At 54.3% G+C, this 22,861-nt stretch carries 9 protein-coding genes; all 9 read right to left on the bottom strand.

Annotated elements, in window-relative coordinates; translation table 11 throughout:
* Positions 1-380: 380 nt before the first annotated feature.
* A complete protein-coding gene (locus ACH50O_RS02170; RefSeq protein WP_446809763.1) occupies positions 381-2,042 on the bottom strand; it encodes a ShlB/FhaC/HecB family hemolysin secretion/activation protein in 1,662 nt (553 codons plus the stop codon).
* Positions 2,039-2,932, bottom strand: a complete 894-nt coding sequence (locus ACH50O_RS02165) for a hypothetical protein (RefSeq protein WP_446809762.1) — start codon at positions 2,930-2,932, stop codon at positions 2,039-2,041. Before ACH50O_RS02165 ends, ACH50O_RS02170 begins: the two co-directional genes overlap by 4 nt.
* Positions 2,933-2,945: 13 nt before the next feature.
* Entirely contained in the window at positions 2,946-4,841 is a 1,896-nt protein-coding gene (locus ACH50O_RS02160; RefSeq protein WP_446810416.1) for a putative porin, read from the bottom strand.
* A 45-nt stretch (positions 4,842-4,886) separates the two neighbouring features.
* Complete coding sequence (locus ACH50O_RS02155) at positions 4,887-5,558, bottom strand: TonB family protein (RefSeq protein ID WP_446809760.1); 672 nt, start codon at positions 5,556-5,558, stop codon at positions 4,887-4,889.
* Positions 5,559-6,071: 513 nt separating this feature from the next.
* Positions 6,072-6,476, bottom strand: a complete 405-nt coding sequence (locus ACH50O_RS02150) for an ExbD/TolR family protein (RefSeq protein WP_446809759.1) — start codon at positions 6,474-6,476, stop codon at positions 6,072-6,074.
* A gap of 3 nt (positions 6,477-6,479) precedes the next feature.
* Entirely contained in the window at positions 6,480-8,270 is a 1,791-nt protein-coding gene (locus ACH50O_RS02145; protein ID WP_446810415.1) for a DUF2341 domain-containing protein, read from the bottom strand.
* 373 nt (positions 8,271-8,643) lie between these two features.
* Positions 8,644-19,086 (bottom strand): filamentous haemagglutinin family protein, encoded by a 10,443-nt coding sequence (locus ACH50O_RS02140; RefSeq protein ID WP_446810414.1) that lies wholly within the window; start codon positions 19,084-19,086, stop codon positions 8,644-8,646.
* A 620-nt stretch (positions 19,087-19,706) separates the two neighbouring features.
* A complete protein-coding gene (locus tag ACH50O_RS02135; RefSeq protein ID WP_446810413.1) occupies positions 19,707-21,590 on the bottom strand; it encodes a hypothetical protein in 1,884 nt (627 codons plus the stop codon).
* Between the two features lie 42 nt (positions 21,591-21,632).
* On the bottom strand, positions 21,633-22,568 hold the full coding sequence (locus ACH50O_RS02130; RefSeq protein ID WP_446810412.1) for a hypothetical protein: 936 nt from the start codon (positions 22,566-22,568) through the stop codon (positions 21,633-21,635).
* Positions 22,569-22,861 lie beyond the last annotated feature (293 nt).

Here is a 22,861-nt window from a genome sequence, read left to right as displayed (position 1 = left end):
CCCCTTTACTGCGAGCGACATAGCTGCCGCTCAAAAATGTATCCATGAAAAATCCTATCCTTAGGTTTTAAAAAATCCGTTCCGCCCGTCGATCAACCACAAATATCGGTCTGCCAAACGTGGCTATGCGAATGACGGGCCAAAAAAAAGCCAGAGGTCGATTAAGACTCACTGGCTTCCGGCGATCCGGTCAGCATAGATGGAATTTACCGAGATTGTGCTCGGAAGATAACAGCGGTATAGCAGGCATTAAGCACAGTTCATGCCACTTAAAATTATGCTAAATAATAGAGGATTACGCGTCCTTGCGAAAGAGATGTGTTGATATATCAACAATTTCTGTTGATTGACTGCTGATATATCAACAGTTTGCGGAAAATTTAAAACTCATAAACCAGCCTAAAATCGACGCGCTGCTGGCCGGGGTCGACGGTGCCTTGCCGGTAAAACGGATAGCTCCAGTCCAGCTCGCCCAGCAGATACTTGAACCATTGCGTACGCAGGCCGATGCCGGCGGACGCCAGGTGCGCGGTGGCCGGGGTGGGGGCGATAGGGTGGTCGATCCAGATGTTGGCCCAATCAAAAAAGCTCAGCAGGCGTAGGTTCTGGCTGTCGTCCCAATCCCCCGGCAGCAGGTGCGGCGTTTGCAGTTCCAGCGACAGGTTGACGCCGTGATCGCCCAGCAGTTGGGTTTGATGGTAGCCGCGCACGCTGAGCGGGCCGCCCGCCGAGTACTGTTCATTGCTGATCAGGGCCGACATGCTGGCCTGGCCGCCGGCCCGGGCCAGCAGCCGAAAATCCCACGGCAGGCGTTGCTGATGCTTGAGATCGCCGGTCAGGTACAGGAAGTTCGGTGCGGCATCGCGCCGCTTGTTGGCGAACTGCTGGGCGTCGTTACCCAGGCCGCGGAACGAGAAGTGGCTGGCCAGGCTCAGCGCGGTGGTGCTGTCGGCCGTGCGCAGGCTGCCGTCGTAGCCGGTCATGAACGACGCGTAGCTGATCGGGGTATTTTCGGTGAGGCTGGCGATCTGTTGCTCGAAGCTTTTGTAGTCGAAGCCAAAGCTCAGGCTGTGCGTCACGTTGTCGGACGCCCCCGGCAGCGGCTTGACCAACCGGGCGCCGTAGATCGAGCCGGCGCCGACCACGGACAGGCCGCCGACGTTGACGCCGAGCTGGGTGTTGGAGCTGATGCCGATGCCGTACAGGGCCAGGCGGGTGTCGGCCCAGCCGGTGGGCAGCACGTAGGTGCCGGACCAGACCTGGACTTCCTCGCTGATTTCCGGCGACACCTGATACTGGAAGGAGGCGCTATGGAACTTCTGCCACAGGTTGTCGTAGCGCAGCGATCCCAAAAGCCGGGTGTAACTGGTATGTTCGGAGTTGCGGCTGTTCATTTCGAGATTGCCGTGCAATGGCAGTTCGTCCTTGACCTTTAATTCCACTTCCATTTTGCCCGGCGTGCTGCCGGCCCGGAACACCGGCGTCACATTGCGGTCGGCCGATTGCTGGGCCAGGGTATTCATCTGCGCCTGCACCTTGGGCATGTGCGGCACCTGGCCCTCGGCCAGGGCCGGTACGCCGTCGCGGATCTTACCCAGCGCGTAATAGCGCGAGCCGCTGATGTGCAGGGTCTCGATGGTGCCTTCCACCACGCTCAAGCGCACGGCCCCGCCTTCGACATCCTGTTCCGGTATCGCCACCACCACGGTCGGATAGCCGGCGTTGCGGTAGGCTTCTTCCAGGGAAGCCCGGGCTTTTTCCACGTCCTCGACGGTTTTGTCCGGCCCCAGGTGCGGATAGACGGCCCGCTCCAGGGTTTCGTCATCCAGAACAGTGTTGCCGTCGATCTGGTAATCCAGCACGTCGAAACGCGGTTGCTGGTCGCCGGCCCATTGGGCGGCGGTCTCGTTGGCCGGGGCGGCCGCCGGTTGGACGGCGTTTTGCGGCGGCGCGGCCGGATTTTGCCCGGCGTCCGCCGCATGTACCGCCACCGTGCCGTGCAGGATCAGGCCGATCGCGGTCAATAATGTCTGACGCGTCATCGGCCCGCCTCCGGACTGGCGTCGCCCTGTGCGCCGGGCTGGCCGGCATCCTCCTTCGCCGGCACCGCACCGGCCACCGGCAAGGCAGTGTTTGCGCCATCGGCCGGCGCAGTGGGCGTCGATAACTCGCTCTGACGGCCTTGTCCATCTTGAACATTTTGTGCGCCTTGAACATTTTGTCCGCCTTGACCATTCGGCACGCTGGGCTCGAACGGGGTGATCTTCAACTGCTGCAATTTATAGCGGTACGCTTCCGCCACCGCTTCGGTTTGCACTTGGCCGATGCCGGTCAAGGGCTCCAGTTCCGCCAGTTGTTGCAGCAGACCTTTATTTTGGTACTGCTTGAGTATCTCCTGATTGGCGGTCCGCAACTGCTGGTTGACATCCGTGCATTGCGCGATCCATTGTTCGCGCTCTTGCACGGCCTGCACCAGCAAGCTGTTGTCGTCGCGGATGTCGCGGGCCTTGGCAACCACGTCATTATGCTTTTGCAGCAAGGCCTGTTCCCGCTGCCGCTGTTGGCCCAGTTGCGCTTCCAGATTGCTGCGCACCGTTTCCAGGCCGGCTTTATAGCGGGCCACTTCGGCCTGCAAGGGTTGCAGTTGGGCCACGGCGGCATCCAGGCTTTTGACTTTGGCCTCCAGCGTGGCTTTTTCGCCGGCCCAGGCGGTTTTCTCGGCTTCCAGCGCGGCTTTCTCCTGGCTGAGCTGGCGGATCAGGCCTTGGGCTTTTTTGATGGCCTCGCCGCCGGGGGCGGCCGCTTTGGGTTCGGCCAGGGTCGGACCGGCGCTCGCCAGCAGGCCGCTGACGAGCAGGCCGGCCAGCCAGTGCCTGAGCCGGGTACGCGACCGGACCGATATGGACCGGTGTATTTGCTGTCGATGCTTCATCCTCGCCGCCTCCTTAGAACCGTGCATTCAGATCGACGTTGAGGGTGTCGATGCTGTATTTCGGGCCGTCGATGGCGTCGGTGCTTAACCAGCGCAGGTTGAGCCAGGTGTTCTTGGCCAGGCCGTATTGCACGCCGGCCACCCAGCCCTTGGCATTGGTGCCGCCCAAGTGAAAGATGGAGTCGGTGAAGGCATCCAGCACGGCGTCGCGCTGCACGTAGCGGTAGGCCAGATTGACGCTCCAGTCGGACCAGCGCCGCACGTCCGGTTGGCCGACATCGACGCGGATTTGGTACGCCATAGTGCGCGGTTTGTTATTGGTGTAGTTGACGATGCCGTTCTGAAACTCGGCGGCGATCTTTTGCTTGTCGTAACCCAGGTTCTTGGCGTAATCAACAGTCAACAACACATGGGCCGGGTCAAAGCCGGCGTAGTCGAACATCGCCGTGGCATTGAACACTTTGAACTCGGACGCCAAGCCGAATAAGCAGCCGACGGTATCGTCGCAGACGCCGTTGAGGGTGTTGACGTCGGTGATGGCGACCATCGAGTTACCCTTTTGCACGAATTGCGGGGCGGTCCAGTCGTAGACATGGCTGCCGAGTGGGTTGCGGCGGGCGTTGACGTTTTGGAATTCGTAGTACGATGCCGCGACATTGAACCGCGAGTCGTTGAATACCAGCCAGTCGGCGCCGACTTGGCCGGCGTATAGCCATTTGTCGTTGACCGAGACGTCGATGTCTTGCAGCGGGAACACGCCCAAGGTCAGGAACAGGCTGTCGGGGGTTTGCTGCCCCTGATTGATGCCGAAGCGCGCGGTGGGGTTCGGCGCTTTGTAGCCGGCCAGTTTGTTGCTGCCGCGGTTGAACGGCAGGCGGAAACTGCCGGCCACGCCTTCGAAGCTGAGATCCGGATCGTAGACGATGTCGGTGGAGACGAAGGGATTGATGATGCGGCCGGCGTACAAACTAAACCAGTTAGTGTTTTTGTCGTCGATATAGTCGTATTGCAGGTAGGAACGGTCGATCGCAAACTGGTAGGACTGGCCGGTATTGCCCAGGGTCTGGTCGTTGGACACCGGGTTGTTGAGGTTGCTGGTGGCAAAACGAATCCCGGCTTTCAGGCCGTCGGCAATATTGGCTTCGAAACCCAGACGGAAGCGTTCGCGCAGGCGCAAGCGGTCTTTTTGATTGTTGACAATGGCTTCGTTGGGATTGAGCGCCACCTGCCGGTTCAAGCCGCCTTGCGGGGTATTGCCGGCGCGGTTGATGGACAACCAGTTATAGGGGCCGAAGAAGTTGCCGGCGGTATCGATACCGACATTCTCGATGCCGCCAGCATTTTCTTTGCCGTAAAACTCGTCGGCAAAGCGGATGCGCATGTCAAAGCTGGGGTGGATCGCCGCCACCCATGCCGGCAAGGCGCCGGGGATGCCCCAGCCTTCGGTTTTAGCATCCTGTTTGACGTCTTGCAGGACGTCGGCTTTCAGTTCGGCCCGGACTTGGTCGCGGATTTCTTTTTTCACGAACTCCGGCACGTAGCCGACGTGTTTGATTTTGCCGGTTTTGGCTTTGGCATTGGCCGGTTCGCCCGCCCACTCGGCGGCGACGGCGCCCTCGCCGGCCGGGAGGTTGGCCGTCGTCTGATCGCCGGACGCGGCTTTGCCGGTGCCGGCAACCGCGGCGTTGGCCGCCGCTTGGGCGGCCTGGGCCGCGGCTTCCTGTTCGGCGGCGCTGACCAGGCCTTTGCCTTCGTCTTGGTTGATCACGCCGCGTTGCACCAGCAGGTCGACCAGATTGACCAGGGTGGATTTTTTGACCGAAATCGTCTCGTCGGCGGCATGCGCGCCGGTGGTGGCGGCCAGGCTGCCGGTCAGCAGCAGGGCTAGGGTTTTGGTGGCGGTAGTCATGGTTTGTCGCTTAATCAATAGTCTTAAAAATCGGTGGTGTGGTCCCTACACCCGGGAGGTCAGCCGGATCCGGATCGGCTGCGGCATGTTCTCCGGCGGCGGCCGGCCGACGCTGGCGCGCAGGCGCGGCAGGGCGGCGCGGATGGCTTGGTCGACCTCGGCCTTGCCGCTGCCGCCGGACAGTTCGCTGCGGCTGATGCGGCCGTCGGCGCCGACCCAGACTTCCAGGATCACGCTGTAGCCGGCCTGACTGGCGGCGCTGTCAGCCAACAGGCCTTGCAAGCCGTTCTCGACCTGGCGTTGGATCTGTCCGCCGTACCAGAGGATGGCATTACCGCCGCCCCCGCCCAGGATCGAGCGCCCGCCCTTGCGCGCGGCCAGCCCGAAGCCATCGCTGCCGGCCGCGCCGTCGGCGTCCAGGCCCAGTTCTTCCGCCGGCGGCGCTTCATCCTGCTCCGGCGCGGGTTCCGGCTCTGGCTCGGGTTCCGGCTGTTCGATCTTCTCTTCCTTGATCTCTTCCGGCGGCGGCTTTTGCTCGGGCGGCGGGGGCGGTGGAGGTGGCGGCTGGATCATGGTGATCTGCTGCACCACCTTTTTGGTTTGCGGCGGCTTCTCGAACTTGTCGGCCAACCACCACACGCCCAACGCAGTCAAAAGGGCTAAACCTATGCCCAATAACACGGGCAAGCGGCGGAGCCAGGCATATTTGTTTGTCATCTCGTTACATTCATTCGTGGTCACGGGTCCCAAGCGCCCGCGCTCTCAAGTCAGTCCTAGCCCAACAGCGGCTGTTGTTTCGCGTCGGCATGCCGCGTGGGCACTCATCGTGCCCACCCTACGCCTGCTGCCATCCATCTTCCTTAATTCCCCAGTCGTTCTAAGTGTGGGGATGGGGTTCTTCCCGTTATTCCGCCCCGAGCATCGCAGCTTTTGGCGAGATCAGCCCGCAGGGGAGCGGCAGGGATGCCGCTCGTTTTCGGAGGGGCAGGAAGCCCCTTCCGAAAACCCTCGCCAAAAGCAACAAATTTGCCAGGAGCAAATTTGAACAGCCGATAGGCTGGCCCGCAGGGCGAAAACCATGGATGGTTTTCGTAAAGCACAGGAAATAGGCGGAATGTCGGGTGGCCTTTTCTTTGAATACTTTCTTTTGGCGACGCAAAAGAAAGTATCTCGGCGGTCGGGCCGAGACCCGACTTTAAAACCAGCCGTCGCGCCAGCGACACCACGCCCCTATTTCACCAACTTCTGCGTCACCAACCCCAACTGACTAATCTGCAACCGGGTCACCACATCCAACACTTCGATGACTTTCTGGTACTGCACGCTGGCATCGGCTTTCACCACCACCGGCAAGTCCGGGGTAGCGGCTTTGTATTGGCCCAGCCGGGTTTCCAGTTCCTGAATCGATACCGGGTAGGTATCGAGATAGATGCTGCCGTCCGGGGTGATGGAGATGGCCTTGGTTTTGGGTTTGGACAAGGACGGCGTGCTGCTGGCCTTGGGCAGGTTGACGGTGATGCCCTGCACGGTGGCGGTGGTCATGATGATGAAAATCAGCAAGAGCACGTAGGCCACGTCCAGCATGGGGGTGATGTTGATGTCGTCGTAGACTTTGCCTTCTTCTTCGACTTTCATGGTTTAGGCTCCGCGTGATTGTTGAGCGGCGCGCATCGACAGCACGGCCAGGAATTCATCGGCGAACACTCGCATGCTGGCGGTGATGTCTTTGATTTGGGTTAAGAGATAGTTGTAGGCAAACAGGGCCGGGATGGCCACGGCCAGACCGGCGACGGTGGCCAGCAGCGCGGCGGCGATGCCGGGGGCGATAGAGTTGATGTTGACGTCGCCCGAGGCGGCAATGGCGGCGAAGGTGATCATCACCCCGACCACGGTGCCGAGCAGGCCGAGGAAGGGACCGCCGGCGATGGCGATGGTCAGCAGCACCATGTTGCTGTTCAGGCGCTGGCTTTCGTTGACGATCTGGCTGTCGAGTTTGACCCGCAGGTAGTCCCAGGCTTCGCGGGTGACGACTTGGTCGGCGTTGCCTTGCAGTTTTTGCAGCTCGTGAATGGCGGTGTGGTACAGGTGGTACAGGGTCGAGCTTTGGAAGTGGTCGTGCTTGCCGACCAGGGCGGTCAGGAGGTCGGAGTCGGCCAGTTCTTGGTCTTCGGCGCTGTCGTCTTGGTCCAGGGCGCTGAGTTTGTTGGGGTCGAGCTGGCGGTACTGGCTCAGGAAGGCGCGGTTGTCCTTGGTAATCCGGTTGATGACCAGGGTTTTGCTGACCATGACGATCACGGCCACCACCAGCATGATCAGGGTCAGGCCGATCACGACCCAGCCGTCGACGGTGACGTTTTGCACGATGACCATGAAGTGGCCGGCGTCGCCGCTGCTGTTGGATTCGTCCTGGCTGTAGCTGAGTACCGAGAAGTCGGGACTTTGGCTGCGGAAGCCGAGTTTGAGCCAGTCGGCACTGCGGGCGGTGGCGGCGATTTGTACTTCGTCGAGCAGACCGACCAGGTTGCGGCCGATGGCAATCGTCGGGTTGACGGCGGCTAGAGTGATGGCGGCATTGCCGGCCAATACGCCATCGACGTACAGTTCGAGTTTGTCGCTGTTGGCGGTGACGGCGATATGTTGCCATTTGCCCAGGGTCAGGTTGACCGGGGCGGTGCTCACGGCGCCGGTCGGGCCGGTCCAGCGCGCCGATAAGGCCGTGCCTTGCAGGCTGAGGTCGAGGCCGTTGCCGGCTTCGCGGGCCTCCAGCAGGCTGGCGCCGGTCTGCGGCTGGTCGAGTTTTAGCCAGGTAGAGAAGGTCCAGCCTTTGTCAGGCGCAATAGCGAGCTGCGGCGCGGGATTGATCGTCAACGGGCCGGCGCCGGTGAATTGAGCGGCGGCACCGATCCAACCGGCCGGCTGAATCGTGGCTTTGGAGTCGGCGGCATGCGAGCCATAGGCGGTGGCGTCTTGCGGCAGGGCTTCGCCATCTTTGAAGTGGTAGACCAGGCCTTGGGCCACGTCGTACAGGTTTTTGGGGTCGGAGCCGTCCGGGGCGTTGGCGTTGCCATAGTACAGCCAGAAGTCGTCGCTGCTCACGCCGCCGCGCACTTGCGGCAGTTTGACCCAGATCAGACCGATCTCGCTCAACACGTCGAGTTGCTCGATGTCGTACGCCATTGGGGTTTTGTCGTCTTTCAAAAAGCGCAGGTCACGGCCGTTCTCGGCCAGTTCGGCAAAGTAGCCGAAGTTGCCGGCGTGCAGCCGCACCAACACCGGCACCTCGCTCAAGGTCTCCTGAATGTCGGCCCCCGTCGCCGCCCCATCCACCGCTACCTGACGGCGCGAACTCCAGTCGGCGTTCCACCAGGCCAGCGCTAGAACGGGAAATAATAGTGCGGCCAAGCCGGATAGATAGGACTTTTTAATCATGGGATAGTGTTTAATTAACGGATACTCAGTTTGGGCAAGCGAGCTCAGCGCTTACATAACGGTTAAAAATAAACGGCCGGTTGGCTCACATCCGCCTAAAAATAACAAAGCCAGTGCTCTCGGAGAAGATACACTGGCTTCCGGCGGTCCGGTCGGCATTAAAAGCGTGTTTCAAGTATGTTTATGCAGAAACCATGCCACGAACAGAATTACGATATTTCATAGACTTACATATAACCCTGCTCTCAACATGTTTGATTATCAACACTTACTGCTGATCATGTGCTGATATATCAGCAATTGCCTAAGCCATGCTCTTCCTTCAACAGCTATTCAGCAGCATTGCAACAAAAACGAATGTCGCCCAAGTTCATCAACCACCGCAACCTGCTTTGCCTTCTTTAACATCGCTGACACTGCATTGGCCGTAGCCGACTACATCGGTGCTTAACATCGCCACAGAGGATTTTTTCTTTTCTCCATCTGCGTCTTTGCTATCTTTGTTGCCGGCAGCAGTACTCTCGCCAGCTGATTTTGCGGCGCTGGTAGCCGCGCCGTCAGCGCCGGTGGGTACTACCGGTGCAGCAACAGCAGTTGGCACTCCAATCGTCCCCCCACTGGCCTGGATATTCGACGCGCCGATCACAGCAGTAGCCGCGATGATAACTTGACCGCCACTAATCCCTGCTTCGCCGGCATCCACAACCCCGACGGGAGCCGCCAAATAAACGTTACCCCCGCCAATCGCCTGGATCCCGCTTCCAGAGATAATCGGAGGAAATTCTGTTTTAACATTACCCTTTTCATCGACAGTTGTAATAGGGGCCGGCGCCGATAGCACCGACTTGGCTCCCTTACCTGCGTCAATATCGCCTTTGGAAGACCAGGCTACAATATTGCCACCGCCTAAAGTGAACACCCGCGATTGGTTAACGTTGATATCCCGCTCAGCCATGATATTCAGATTGCCCTTTTGCTGAACCACAATCCCCAATTTGTCGGCTTTCTTGCTGTTTCCTCCCTGACTACCGGCCAAACCCACATCGACTTTGCCGCCCGGCACCACCAAATTGATGTCGCCACCCGCAACGGTTTTTATTTGGCTATAGACTAAAGCCAAATCACCCGAATAATGTTTCCCAGGGAACAAGGCTTCGATTGCATCAAAACCGCGTTTATACAGAGCAGCTCTTTGATTTTCAGGAGCCGCCGCTGCCGTTGCTGCCGATTTTTTGATCTCTTCGAAAAGCACCGTGAATAAGATATCGACGTACTGACTTTTCTTGTCTTCGCTAATATTCGCCAAATTTTCTAATAACGCACTGTAGGCGCTATCGGACTTATATTTATTAATAAATCCGGCATAATCGATCTCGTCGGATAAGCCGGCCAGAGCATTGATACTTGCGCCCTTACCGCCCAATACGGAATTCAATACATTGCCGACAGTCTGGATACCCGCCGAACTCCCTAGATTAATAGTGTTACCCGCAATCACATCCAATTGCCCAGGGCCGGCTAATTGAATCTTTGTGTCATTGGCATTGACTACTCCGTTGTCATCAAATATCGCATCGTAATTAATACTGCCACCGGCTTTGATTAGCGTAACGTCGTTCTCCGATAAATTTTGTCCGGAAAAATCCAGGTTATTGATATTGCCGCCAGCTATAAAACTAGCTGCCAGCGGTAAATCGAAGAAGATTGCCGAGCTTGACGAACCGATATCTCCGAACTTGGCCATAATCAACGGCTTGTTCGGGTCATTTTTATGCAGAGGGGTTGCCGCATGAATTAAGGACGTATCGGCCTGCAGGGGATTCAAGTAGTTGTATGCAAAAATACCATCTCCCTCCAAAGTACTTGCCGGTTTGGCAATACTAGGAAACCTTACCGGATCGGCATCCGACATAAATACAGATCCTGAATCGGAAACCACATTCCGGTTAGCCAACAACTGCAATTGCCCGTTTTCCGAAGGGTACAGCTTCATCGAACCACCGACACTCACATCGCCCGACAAAGCCGCTGCCTTCAATATGCCAGGGTAAAGGGTGTATTGAAATCCGGAATCGCTGGCATCGAATGGAATTTTCTTCAATGTTTCAATCAGCGAGTAATCGTTTTGAAATATCACATTGCCGGCGATGGATTGCAGCGTAACCGCGCTATTTTTCCCATAAGTGACAAATCTTGAATCGACTTTAAAACCTTTGTCCGGCAATTGCGTCTGTTTGATCAAGGTAGGGTTTAAAGCGGTAGCCAAATTCACATCCAAACGCGCCTGCATGTCGAATGTCGCATCACCCAAATCTAAAATAACGCCGATATTAGCTTCGGGATTAGTTGTACTTTGGGCGATGTTATCGCCGGCAACCAAACGTCCCGTTCCCAAACCGGTGTAAAACTCGCCGCCCACGATGTTGGCGCCTGCTGTTACCTGCAAATTACCGCCACCATTGATTACGGTACCGTTTTCGACCCATACATTATTTGCGCTCAAAATGCCCAAGGGTTTGCCCGTGGTGGGTATCATGACGGAAAGATCGCGAATATCGCCACCGGCCTGGACACTAACATTACCGCCACCGAGAGCACCGATGTTTTGATTAAAGTTTCGAATACCCTTGGCATACACCGTATTCCCGGAAACCGAGGCGGAGCCGGCAGTAAGTTGATCGCCGCTAATATTGATACCCCAGGCAGTCGGCCGCTTGGTGGTATCGTTCCAGGCCCCGCTACGCACCAACCAATCCGTCATTTGCTGGCCGGTTTGCGCGCCTTGAATATTACCAATTGCCGTCAATTTGATATCCCCACCGCGGATTGGGTATTCGGCGTACATATAGTTTCCGGATGCCGAACTCCCCCCAACACGAGTTTCATCCAACAGGCCGTAACGCAATACTTGATTTAACTGCTGCGTAGTTAATCCCGCCAAGTAATGTTGCAGAGTCTCATTGGCTTGTTTAGCCGGAATACCGGGAATTGCACCCGCCAACAGCTGACTACGGTTATACAAAGCCGTCGTTCCCACGGTATAAATGGCCGCGGCATTATTTGAAGTATTACTATTGCTGCTGTCTTTACTTATAACGATATCATTGCCAGCCTGAATATCAATTTCCCCGGTGCCCGTCCTCACGACCAGCTGTTGCTTAATGGTGCCGTTAGCAGATAACGGATTGGGCCCATTATAGAAAGCATCAAAATTGACATTACCGCCGGCAACCAAGTTATAGCTCCAGGAGCGACCCGATTGAATGACATCTTGGGAGCGCAAAGTCGCGGACTGCCCAACGATGGGCGTCGTTGCCAAACCGTCCGTCAGACTGGCCTTGATATTCAAATCACCGGCCGCGCGCAAGGTTAGAAAACCCGGCAGTGATTTATTAGCCGCTGAATCCGAGTATCGCCAGTTGGAGTTCCAAGAATTGCTGGCAGTCGACCAACTGCCATCCATGAAATCCCATTTATTAGTTAACGCCAGATCGCCGCTACTGCGTATTTCGATACCGGGCAATAAATCGATCAGCGCTCCCGATGAGTTGCTAATGAGCGGCCGATTATTCATGAAATTGACGGTATCGGCTTTCCAGGTGTTGATATTGGCAGTCGTTATGGATGACTGATTGGCGTATACCCGAGTGGCTTCCATCGCGCTGCGCAATGGATCGGAACCTTGCACGGTGCTGTTGATTGCCGTAACTGCGACTTGATTGCTAGTGTTGCGTCCGGTACGTAAATGAACGGCGCCGCCCGAACCGCCGATACCAGCGGAGACATCGATTAAGCCGCCCGTTGCCGACAAGTCCAGCGTGCCGCTACCGGCATCATCTAGATGCACGGTATCCAACGTGACTTTACCGCCATCGTTGTTGGCACCGTCGGCTTTAGCCAGAATTTTTCCGCTGGAAGCCAGCGCGATGCCGTCTCTGCCGTACATGGACACTTCGCCTGATTGGTCGCCCGATGCGTCTATCTTGCCGGCAATCGTGACCTTGCCTTGATCGGCGGATAGACTGAATTGATGCGCCTTCACATTATCGTTGGCGGCGATCGTCACATCGCCGTTACGTTGTTCAAGAACTTGCTGTTCACTGAATCCCCCGGCCGTCAGTTTACTATTTAACACCGAGTAGCCCTGGTCGCCGAAATTGTCCACATCCAACTGGAAACGGCCTTGTTGCAGATCCGATGAGGCAGCGGCGGAACCTTTGGCATCGACGCTACCGCCCCAATTGAACAGGCCATTACTGGCTAAAACCGCCAACGAACCCGCATTGCTGGCTTGCCGACCGTTGTAGCTTGCCGCGGTCAGATTGATGACGGATCCGGCTCGCAGATTCACGTCACCTTGCTCGGCTTTTAAGGTTAAGCTACCCGCATTAGAGGCTTTAATCACGTCACTAAATGCAAACACCCGCCCCGATAAATCTATAGTACTGCTGCCCTGAAGATCCAAATCACCGGCGACGGCTTTGAATTCCAATATCCCGGAAGGCAAGTCAAAACGGGCATTACTGGTAATATCGTCCCCCGTTATCGACCAGCGAACACCCAAACCGATGCTGCGATTGGCATTAACGAGCGTGGGGGAGTTCAAAGTTACGTGATGTCCGCTCGCGTCTATACTGGTAGTCGCGCCATTACCGCCACTAAAATTGGCAGCCTTTAAGTTAAGATCGCCGGCAACGCTTAGTTCGCCACTGGCTTTCAGGCTTTTCTCACCTGACAACGGATCTACAAATTGTCCGAATTCGACGGTGCTGTTCCCTGTAACAGGATTGATTACCTGACCAACGCCATTGATCGACTCGGAAGCGTTCATATTAACTTTAGCAAAGCCGTTGATGGCGTATTGCCCGTTACCGAACACGATGTTTCGCGCATTCAAATTCAATTCACCGCCGCCACTACCCGACTGAGTGCCGGTAGCCCCCTGGTTGGATAGCTTGATCAAATCCGCGGAAACGCTTGCCGCGTCACCAGCGCTACCGAACCCATTGATATTGGCGGCAGAAATAATTAATTGCTTGGTGTTTAAAGCAACATTGCCATAAATATCGAAATCGCCGGCGCTGGTTAAGCGCAGTTCATCCAAATTAAAGTCGGTGTTGGTCAACACCAGACCAGACTGGCCCGCAGGTGCGTTACCAATACTAATCACGCTGGAATTCAAGGCCAACGAACCTTTCTGCATATCTATAATGCCGTCAAAAACAGTGTCTCGACTGGAATCCAGCAACATCGAGCCTTCTGCTTTTAAACGCGCCCCCGACTCAACCGTCAGCACCCCGCCGTTACCGCTAATTTCTCTGTCCCGAATAACATTAACCTGGCCGGTATTCGAGACTCTAAGCAACGCCGCGTCGCTGGTGGAATTCACATTATCCAACAACAGCGTGCCGCCAGACCCGCCAGTACTGCCATAACTCTCCAGCACGGCACCGCTTGCCACGGTCACTTTGTCGATAGCGGCCAGCAGGATTTCCTGCCCTTTTAAGTTCACATTACCGTCGACTTTAATCTCTTCGGACGATACCGTTATCCTTTGCCCTTTGGCGTCCTTACTGCGTTTGCCGCCTAACAGCAAACTTGGCGAATTAAGCTTGTATAAATCGTCAACCAATAAGCCCACGGTGCCGAAAGCAACCGCTGCCAGATCCTGACGTTGACCAACCAATTCCAAGCGATCAGCGGCAATGTCTACCTGCCCTCCCTGGCCTCTACCAAACGGATTCGCAACTAAATTGGCAGCCAGCGCCAAACTGTTTTTTGCATCAACGACCAGACTACCTGCATCCCAAGGCAACTGCGGCAATGCGCTACCGTCCTTGGCCGCTTTAGCGCTAAAAAACTGATTGGCGGTGTAATCGGTATATTGAGAGCGCGTACGCGCAATTGAGCCCTGCTCCACGGCGAAACCCTGTGAACGCGAGTTTTGTATATCCGTGCCCGCCACCCCATAATACCCGGCAACAATCGACGTACCGGCCAAATCTGTTGTGGTTTGGTATTGATCCTGAGTGCCGACCTTCGGAGTAACCAGATATGCACCGGGCAATAAGGCGTAATGCGCGGGAAGTAAGGTATACCAGCCAGCGGCCAGCCCGCTGCCCGCGTTCAGATAAACGCTCGTCCCCACGGCCGGGCTCGCAGCAGACCATTCCATCGGATCATAAGGCGCCAACACGTTATTAAAACCGGGTAGAACCGCATATTTTTGACTATAACCGGCGGCCGTCGGATCCAAGGTATCAACGCTGCCGCCAGGTCCGGTGACGAACTCATAGGCATACAGATCACCACCACCGGATAAATCTATGGTGGCGCCCGCTTGCAGATCAACATTTTTACCGATTAATTCCAGCCGTTTTTCCGGTGGCGTATTCACGACAATATTGCTTTTACCGGCATTATCTAATTGATAAAGCCAGTTTACCCCTCCTGAGCCCCGGCCAAACGGCACGGTCAGACCATTACCGGATACCGAAGTAAGGCTGCCGGCGGCCAACTGCAAATTCTGATCGGCGTTTAAATTCAGTTCACCGAAAGGTGCTTTTAAAATACCTTTTTGAATGATATTAGGTGCATTGACGGTCAAGCGGCCACCAGCGGAATAGACCGGCGCCTGAGAACCGCCATTACCCATAAAAGTAACCGTTTTGCCGGAGGAGCCGGTGAGGTTGATGGTGAAATCGCTTAAAGTAGCGGGATATAACTGACTCGACGTAATGTTCAGGTTACCGGCCACATTCAACTGACCCAGAAAATTTTTATTCCCGTTCGTATCGGCAATACCGCGGAATCTGACGTCGCCATCGCTCTGCAAATTCACTGTCCCAAAGCCGTCGTAGCTTAAGCCACCGACGAGATCGATGCCCTTGGCTCTGAGATTGAATTGGCTGGCCCCATCGCTAGCAACCGGCGCCAATGTTTGTACCCCTGCGTTCGCCCTAACTTTGGTCGATCCCAATGCGGCATAATTTGTCGTGAGCGTAATTATGGCGTTGTCGGCTTTGATACTAGGTGTATCCAAGATAATTTGCCGGCCAGCCGTCAACTGCACATTGCCCAGAAACTCGATACCGCTTGTAAATTCACCATTCCGTGGAATAGCATCGGTAGTCAAGGTTATCGAGTCAAAGCCGGCGTTGGTAATTTTGCCGCTTTTTAATTTAGCCAAACCGCTATAAGTCGCGGAATCTATAGCATCCCCTGCTTTTAAACTAGCCGGAACCACCGCACTATTATCGGCGGTAACTTGAATGGTCCGCGATAATCCCAAACCAATTTCGTCCGGAAAACCGGCGTTGATTCCAGCGCCCCGCAAACTGCGGTCCAAATTGACCGTTAACGCACCACCCGCTGCGCCAGTCCCACCTGATGCGGCTTTGAAATCACCGTCCGCCAGTATGCCCTCTCCGGCCGCCAGACTGATACTACCTGCGTCCGAAGCCACATTCCGCGATACCTTACGCCGCCCTTCGAGAAAATCCAGCGTTTTCGATGTACCTGACACATCGATTTTCGACCCTAAGGAACTTATCAAATAACCGCGATTGGCGTTCAGTTCAACCTTGCCGCCGGCCAGTACATCGCCGGTAACCAAGCCCGAAGTATTGAGCTGCGATTTAAAAACACCCCGTGCCAACAATTGGCTATGAGCACCCAGCCAAATTTCTTGCGACGGGAAGAAACCCAAATCAATTTTTGCCAGATTGATATTTAGCGAAATGTTGCCTGCCGGCGTGTTGATAGTGCCGTCAACAAAAATCGAGGTATCCGAATTTAACTCGACACTACCATTAGCGTCGGTTTGTATTAGCGAACCGGTACCTATACTCAATGCTTCCTGACGATTCTGTCCGGTAAGTTCGGCAAACGACAACTTTAAATTGACCGGATTGCGCAACGGTTCCGGCAAAATCACTTTCTGACTTAAACTCTTGATCTTACTACCGGTAACGGCATTAACCGCGGAACTAGTCAGCTGTAGGTTTTTCTGCTGGAGACTAAGCCGCACATTATCGGCAACTTTTAACCCATAAAAATTGGCGGTAAGATCGTAATTGGAAAAGCCGCCTTTCTCAAAAAAAGCCGGGGTTAACAATAATGCTTTTAAGTCGGAACTAGTTCTTAATGGCTCATCGCTCGCCGAGCCAATTACGATTTCATTCGTTTGCACACCGAGGCTGCCATTTTTATTCAAACCCAGCGCATGTATATCGCCATCCAGAATAACACTGCCTTTTTGCACAAGCTGGTCGTTACTGGCAGCCGCTAATTTAATAGTTCCGCCATCTCCGGCCGTTACCTTACCATTGCTTTGGCGCCAAGCGCCGCCGTCCGCTTCAATTACGCTACCGCTGGCAAGACGAACGTTACCCTGTTCGGCTACCAGATTGACGCTGCCGCCTTTAATCGCTAACGGGCTTAAAGCTTGCCCGGCGCGCATATCCTGCAAATCGTTAATCCACAAGCCGCTGACATCGATCAGCGCCGACGAACCCAAGGTTATAGAACTGGGTTGAATCACGTCCTTATCGGCTTCGTGCAGCACGATCGGTTTTAAACTGACTGTCCCGGAAGGGCTAACTATAGCGCCCTGTATGTTGAAGTTTTTCGCCGACAAATCCAGTTTGCCGAAAACGGGTAAATCAATGCGGGTATTTTGATTAACGCTCACTGCACCGTTGGTTTTGACAGTGATATTTGTAATTCCGGCGTTTTTCAACCTTCTGGTATCGAGAGCCAAGGCTACCGGCTCGGTGGAACCACCGGATTTTCTCGGTAGCGGACCACCCGGAGTTACTGACTGGACAAAGGCATTCTGATCGAATACCACATCCTGTTTACCAAAATTATTGCTGTGACTTAAATCGATTGACAGCGAACTTCCCGGCGCCAGATTAGACTCCTGTCTTTGCAACTGTCCGTTAATGGTCTGTCCGTTCAGATTACCGTCCAGCAGTGCTTCATAACTGCTAATACTCAACGAACCGCCAGCCTTGCCTTCCACATAGCCGGTATCGAAACGTCTGCTGAGCTGGGTAAGTATGCTGCTGTATTGGCGATTGGGATCGGCTTTAGCTATATCAAAAACCTGGCCATTTGACACAAGTTTTGTGGTTTCAATATTACCGGCCTGATATGCAACCGAACCGCCCGAGAAATCGACCGTACTACCGGTCTGGGCCACGACATCGCCACTAGAGTTCAAATTTATAGTGCCGCCCGACGTGCTGCGCTCATCGATATTACGCGCAATCCTATCAACCGCACCTTTAACATCGGCAATGGGAATCGTTGCCGACTTTAAGGAACCGTCAGCGGCATAAGTAAAGTCGACATCGCGCAGATCGACCGAGACGGTTTTGCCGTACAACACCCCATCGCGCTGTAATGGCGAATCGCGCAGCTCATTCTTGCGCAGTTCAACCTTAATGATGTTACGGTCCGCCGCCAACTGCACATTCTTGATGCCTGAAACATCCACTTTGCTGCCCGCTTCCAGATAGACCCTGGCATCGCCTTTTTCCAAGGAGATGTCTGGATTATCAAAGGCATTAATATCAATATTTCCGGAGTTTGCTTTTACTAGAGACTGATTCCTCAGTAAGACCTTATGCCCGCTGATCTCGATTTTCGAGCGCTGTTGCGCCTGAGCGTCGATTGCCGTTGCCGACTTGTCGGCATCCAAATCGACGCTGGTGACGCTTCCGCCCGCTAACTCTACCGTCGCGCTGGTACCTAAACCGTCATCCAGCTGCGCAGCACGGGCAGCAGTGCGGGTAGTGCTTCGGCCCTGCAGCACACCTGATTCACCAGTTTGAATGCCTTCACGCGCCAACAATCTGACCGAACCATTCAATTGCACCGAAGTCGTTGCCGACGCCACACCTTTTTGATTAACCGCAAAACCGATCAAACTGGTGTTGCCGCGTTCCGCCAGGATTTTACCGACGTTATTAACTTGACCACCTGTCTCCACTTCCACCAACAAGCCCCGCAAATTCGGATCACCCTTGGCTTCTTGTAAATAAACCTTGTCCTTGGCCGCGGCCAGAATAGTCTGACCATCCGGCGTTTCTATCGTGCCTTCGTTCGTCACCGTCGGCGCGGCAATAATGACCCGTCCATTCGGTGCATTGGTTTTGATATGAGCGCCCGCTTCGACAAACACCTGGATTTTGACTTTTTGCCCGTGTTGATCGAGTACAAAATTGCCCTGATTGTCTTTTACATAAATTTCGCCATTACTCTCGAAGGCGGCGGCACCTTGACTGAAGTCGAATGCTTTGGTGATACCGTCTTTAAGGCCGGCCTCACTGATGTTGAGCGTCGAGGCAACCAGCGAGTTGACATTGATCTGTGAATTTTTGCCAAACAGAAAGCCGTTTTGATTGATCAAATACACCTGACCGTTGGCGGTCAACGAACCCAATATTTTACTGGCGTCGCTCTGATGGATATTGTTTATCGCTATCGAGGTAGCCGATGGCTGATTGATCCGGACGCTGCTTCCAGCATCGATATTGAAACTCTTCCAATCCAGCGTCGCCTTGTCGGTGACTTGCTGAATAGTCATCGCATTTCCCGTGACGGCCGCAGTCGCATGACCGGCCGTGGCAATATCCACCGGCGTTGGTGTTAACGTTACCGGAGCGCTGGGTATCGGCAATTCCGCTCTGACTGGCGAAACGCCGGCACCAACCACAAAACCACCGGCAATCAAGGCTCTAATAGCCGAAACCAAGGGCTTTTGCTTGCTGACGGGCAGGTCGGAGGACAGAAAGTGACGATTAACCATGCGAAAGGCTTCCAGTAATAAAAATACAGTTTTTTCGATTCAACATAAAAAAGGGAATCTCTAATAATGGATTACGCCGCGATAGAACCATCAACACCGTTCTACCTGGAACCGGTTAATCGTCTCAACGAAACCCATTATTAGAGACTCCCTTAGTCATCCTAATCCAGCTGATCACTCCCTAAGTTCTCCCTCTGATCATTCCTACAACATCCCGGTCGACCGGTTCCATTCTCCGGTCTTTGTATCCTGTTATTCCGTGAAGGCGGCGGAGGTCTGTACTGTACGGTTTTTGTCGTCAGCCAAACCGGCCACCGCCCTCACGAAATATTTCAAAGTACTTGCTTGTAACCACGGGATACCCATAAAAAGGGGGAGGGGCACCCGTGAACCCAACGCTTACTTTTCCCTATCCTGCCGATCGCTCCTTAAACTCCTTCCGATCATCCCTTGTAAAATCCGTTTCCGGCCGTTCCTTAGACCACTCCGTCTTCCTATAACGAAATCAAACAACGACTCCGTCCCGATTGATGATTCGCCTGCCCATCCTTAAACCGGCGCATCCTCACTGTCCCATCTTGATCCCTGGATGGCGTCTTCCCTGACGATGACACTAATGCTTATTTCAGCTGAATGGTGTTGATGGTATTACCTGTACCATTCACGAATGGCACCGGTACGATACCTACTCTAGGCACTGTAGGGTCCCCCGCTGAATCGTGCTCCAGACCGGAAACCGGTTTAGTGCTATCGAACGGTATGCTGTTGATTGCAGCTTGGTTGGTATAAGTTGTAGAGAAAATACCGGTATCGCCCCAAGCCGCTTTCAAACCGGCGTTAACCGCCGAAGCAACCGTATTGTCCCGACCCAGATCGTTGGCGTATTTAGTCAAGATCGCTTTTTTAGCGGCCTTGAGTTTAGCTGCGGTGTAACCTGATAAGGCTGTGTTATCCGCACCTTCACCGGTACGAGTGGCCTGGATGCGGACCAATACTTCACCTTCAGCCCAGTAGGGGTAGGCGCCAGCAAACACATTTTCCAGGGTTGGAGCCGCACCATCGATTTTGATATAACGCCAGCTGTTAGCTGCCGAACTGGTACCCGCGGCAGGAACGGCCGCGGCATTCAGTTTATCTGCACTATTCAAAGCGAAGCCCCAAATCCGACGACCGGCAACATTCAATGGATTGCCGTTCGCATCAATGGCTGTGGTTGTGCCGTTATTCCAGTCGGCCAGATTTTTACCGGAATCACCAGCACCACCAGATTCTTGCACGTTAGGAAACCCGGCACCAGGATTCAGCCCGCTTGAGCGAGCCGGCTTGTAACTGCCCGCAACATTGGGGTAATTCAATAATTTACCGTAAGCTACGGCGCCGATCGCCGCACCAGTATTGCGGGTGCTAACCCCAACCGCAGTATCCGTAGGCAATGTAATCGCAGGCAAAGCTACGGACAAGTCGGTACCAGCGGCATATGCATCAGATGCGATTTGGAGCAATGTTTTGGCCGTACGACTGGCCACCGGTATAAAAGCCCCCGTGCTATCGTAAATCGGCACTACTTTTACATCGGCCCAATCCGCAATGCTGCCGGCATAGATAGCCGCCAGGAAGTTACGGTTTAAACTCGGCAAGGCTTTTTCGTCATAACGGCCGAAAGTGTTCTGCGTTACGTTAGCGGCATCTTTATAACTGGGCGCCAAGGTACCGGTCAGGATCTGGGCTTTTTGCAAAACCTTATACAGATCCAAGGTTACGCCAATCCCGTAAACCAAACCGCCTGTAGGTACGACCGCATCAACACTACTCAAATTATCAGCAGTAAAACTACTGGACCAGCCTGCCGTTAAACCGCCGCCATTAGTGACAAACTCGGTCACTGGGTCCGGATAGTTAAAGGTGCCAGGCTGCAGCAAGGTAGCGGCATCGACACCGGTAAAGCCGCCGTCGGCTACCTTGGAATCCAGATAATTCGCCGGACCAGCAACCGCCAAGGTCGCGGCGGTCGTACCGTTGGCACTGACTTGGTAAACGCCGGTCAAACCGTTAGGCGGGCTTGCCACTGGCGCCCATTTGCCCAATGTATTGGCTGTTGATTTAAAAATATTCAGGTTGTCATGGGCAATATTTCCCACTATAGGCACGACCCCATAGCCCGCCGCCCCCAAGGAGCGCTTGGTGATGTAAATCTTCTTGCCCGCCAAGGTAGCATAAGGAGAAGCAGTGCCAGGCAGGGAGTTGAGATTGGTGGAACCCGAAAAGTAGTAAGCTGCAAAACGTTTGGCATCGTCCTGGAATTTATGCACAGTGCCAGAAGCCGCTAAATTACTGGTAATCACTCTTTCCAAAGCATCGTCTTGCGCCGCACCGCCCGAGGTATAGATCACGATATCAGGATTGCCATCGGTCCATGGCGTCAGCGCCTGGGCTGTTTGCGAACCGGCCAATAAAGATACTGCCGCAGCCAGCAACTTGATTTTCTGTTGTTTGTTCGTATTCATTTTAGTCCCTATAAATTACAAGTTGGTTATGTCGGCCACGGCTCAAACCGCCGCCAATTGTTTACGGCGAGATAAGCCAAGCATACCCAGCATGCCACTTAAAAATACCCATGCCGCTCCAGGCAATGGTACTGCCGCCACATTCACAGACTTCCAGGTCAAGAGATTATTTTCGGACAGTGAAAAGCTTCCCAAAAGCAACGGAACGTTACTTCCCGAGTTAGCTCCGGTAGCGGAACCACCCGCACTATTAGTGACCCAGAAAAAATCAATGGCACCCGCACCAGAGGCATGCAACAAACCACCTGGCACCAACCCCTGGCCTAACTGATCAAGATTCCCGATTTTTTGGTTATATTGCGAGTTGGCACCATTGTTAATACTGATGACATCGGCGACATTGCTGGCTGAAAATTGGCTATTGGCATAAGTAAACCAACCACCCAGCTTACCAGCATCCCCTATCGTATCGGCGATCGCCTTGTTACCGACGCTTTTGAAATTGCCTGTCTCCTGAGCGGTTGCCAATACACCCCAGGGTGCTACTGCACCAGACGTAGACCATGTAGGATTGGCGTTGGCAACGGAAGTTGTATTACCCAAGTTTGCTCCCGCACCGGCAGCCACCCTTTGATCGCCACTGACGACAGACCATCTAAAATCCGCGGTATTTGCCGCGTATGAAGAAAAAGACGTTCCGCCAATTGCGCTCAAGTCCCAAGTCAAAATACCGTTGGTTCCTTCGCTACCATCCAGAAAGCTGTTGTAATTCAGCCCGGAATGACCACCCAAGGCTAAATCCAAAATAAAGGTGTGTTTATAGTTGGCATTAGTATCAACATCACCAGCATTGTCCTCAACCTGGAACAACACCGAAGCGAGGCCGTTGCCCAATTGCGGCTTAACCACGGCCGCCGACGCATTTCCTGCAGCAAGAGCCAGCGACGCGACCGCCGCGAGTTTGTGTATAGTCTTCATTATGATTACCTCAAAATAAAAAAATTAACTTCAAAAGGTGATGGGCTAACAAAGGAGCAATCCCTTGCAAAGCTAATAAAGCAAAATTTGAGCCATATATTAAATATATGATTTAAATAACATTTCAGAAAAATAATCACTTTTCGCTGCTGCTACGCGTGCAGTCGTTGCTGATTATGTGTTGATTTTCAAGCACATTAATCACAGCAATACCCATGATATTTGTACAGTTATTGCAAAATTCACTGCGCCCAAACGACCAATTGACAACAGTTTCGCCGCCCGAAATCATT

The sequence above is a fragment of the Methylomonas sp. 2BW1-5-20 genome (assembly GCF_052474515.1).
This window is presented reverse-complemented; position numbering and strand designations above follow the sequence as displayed.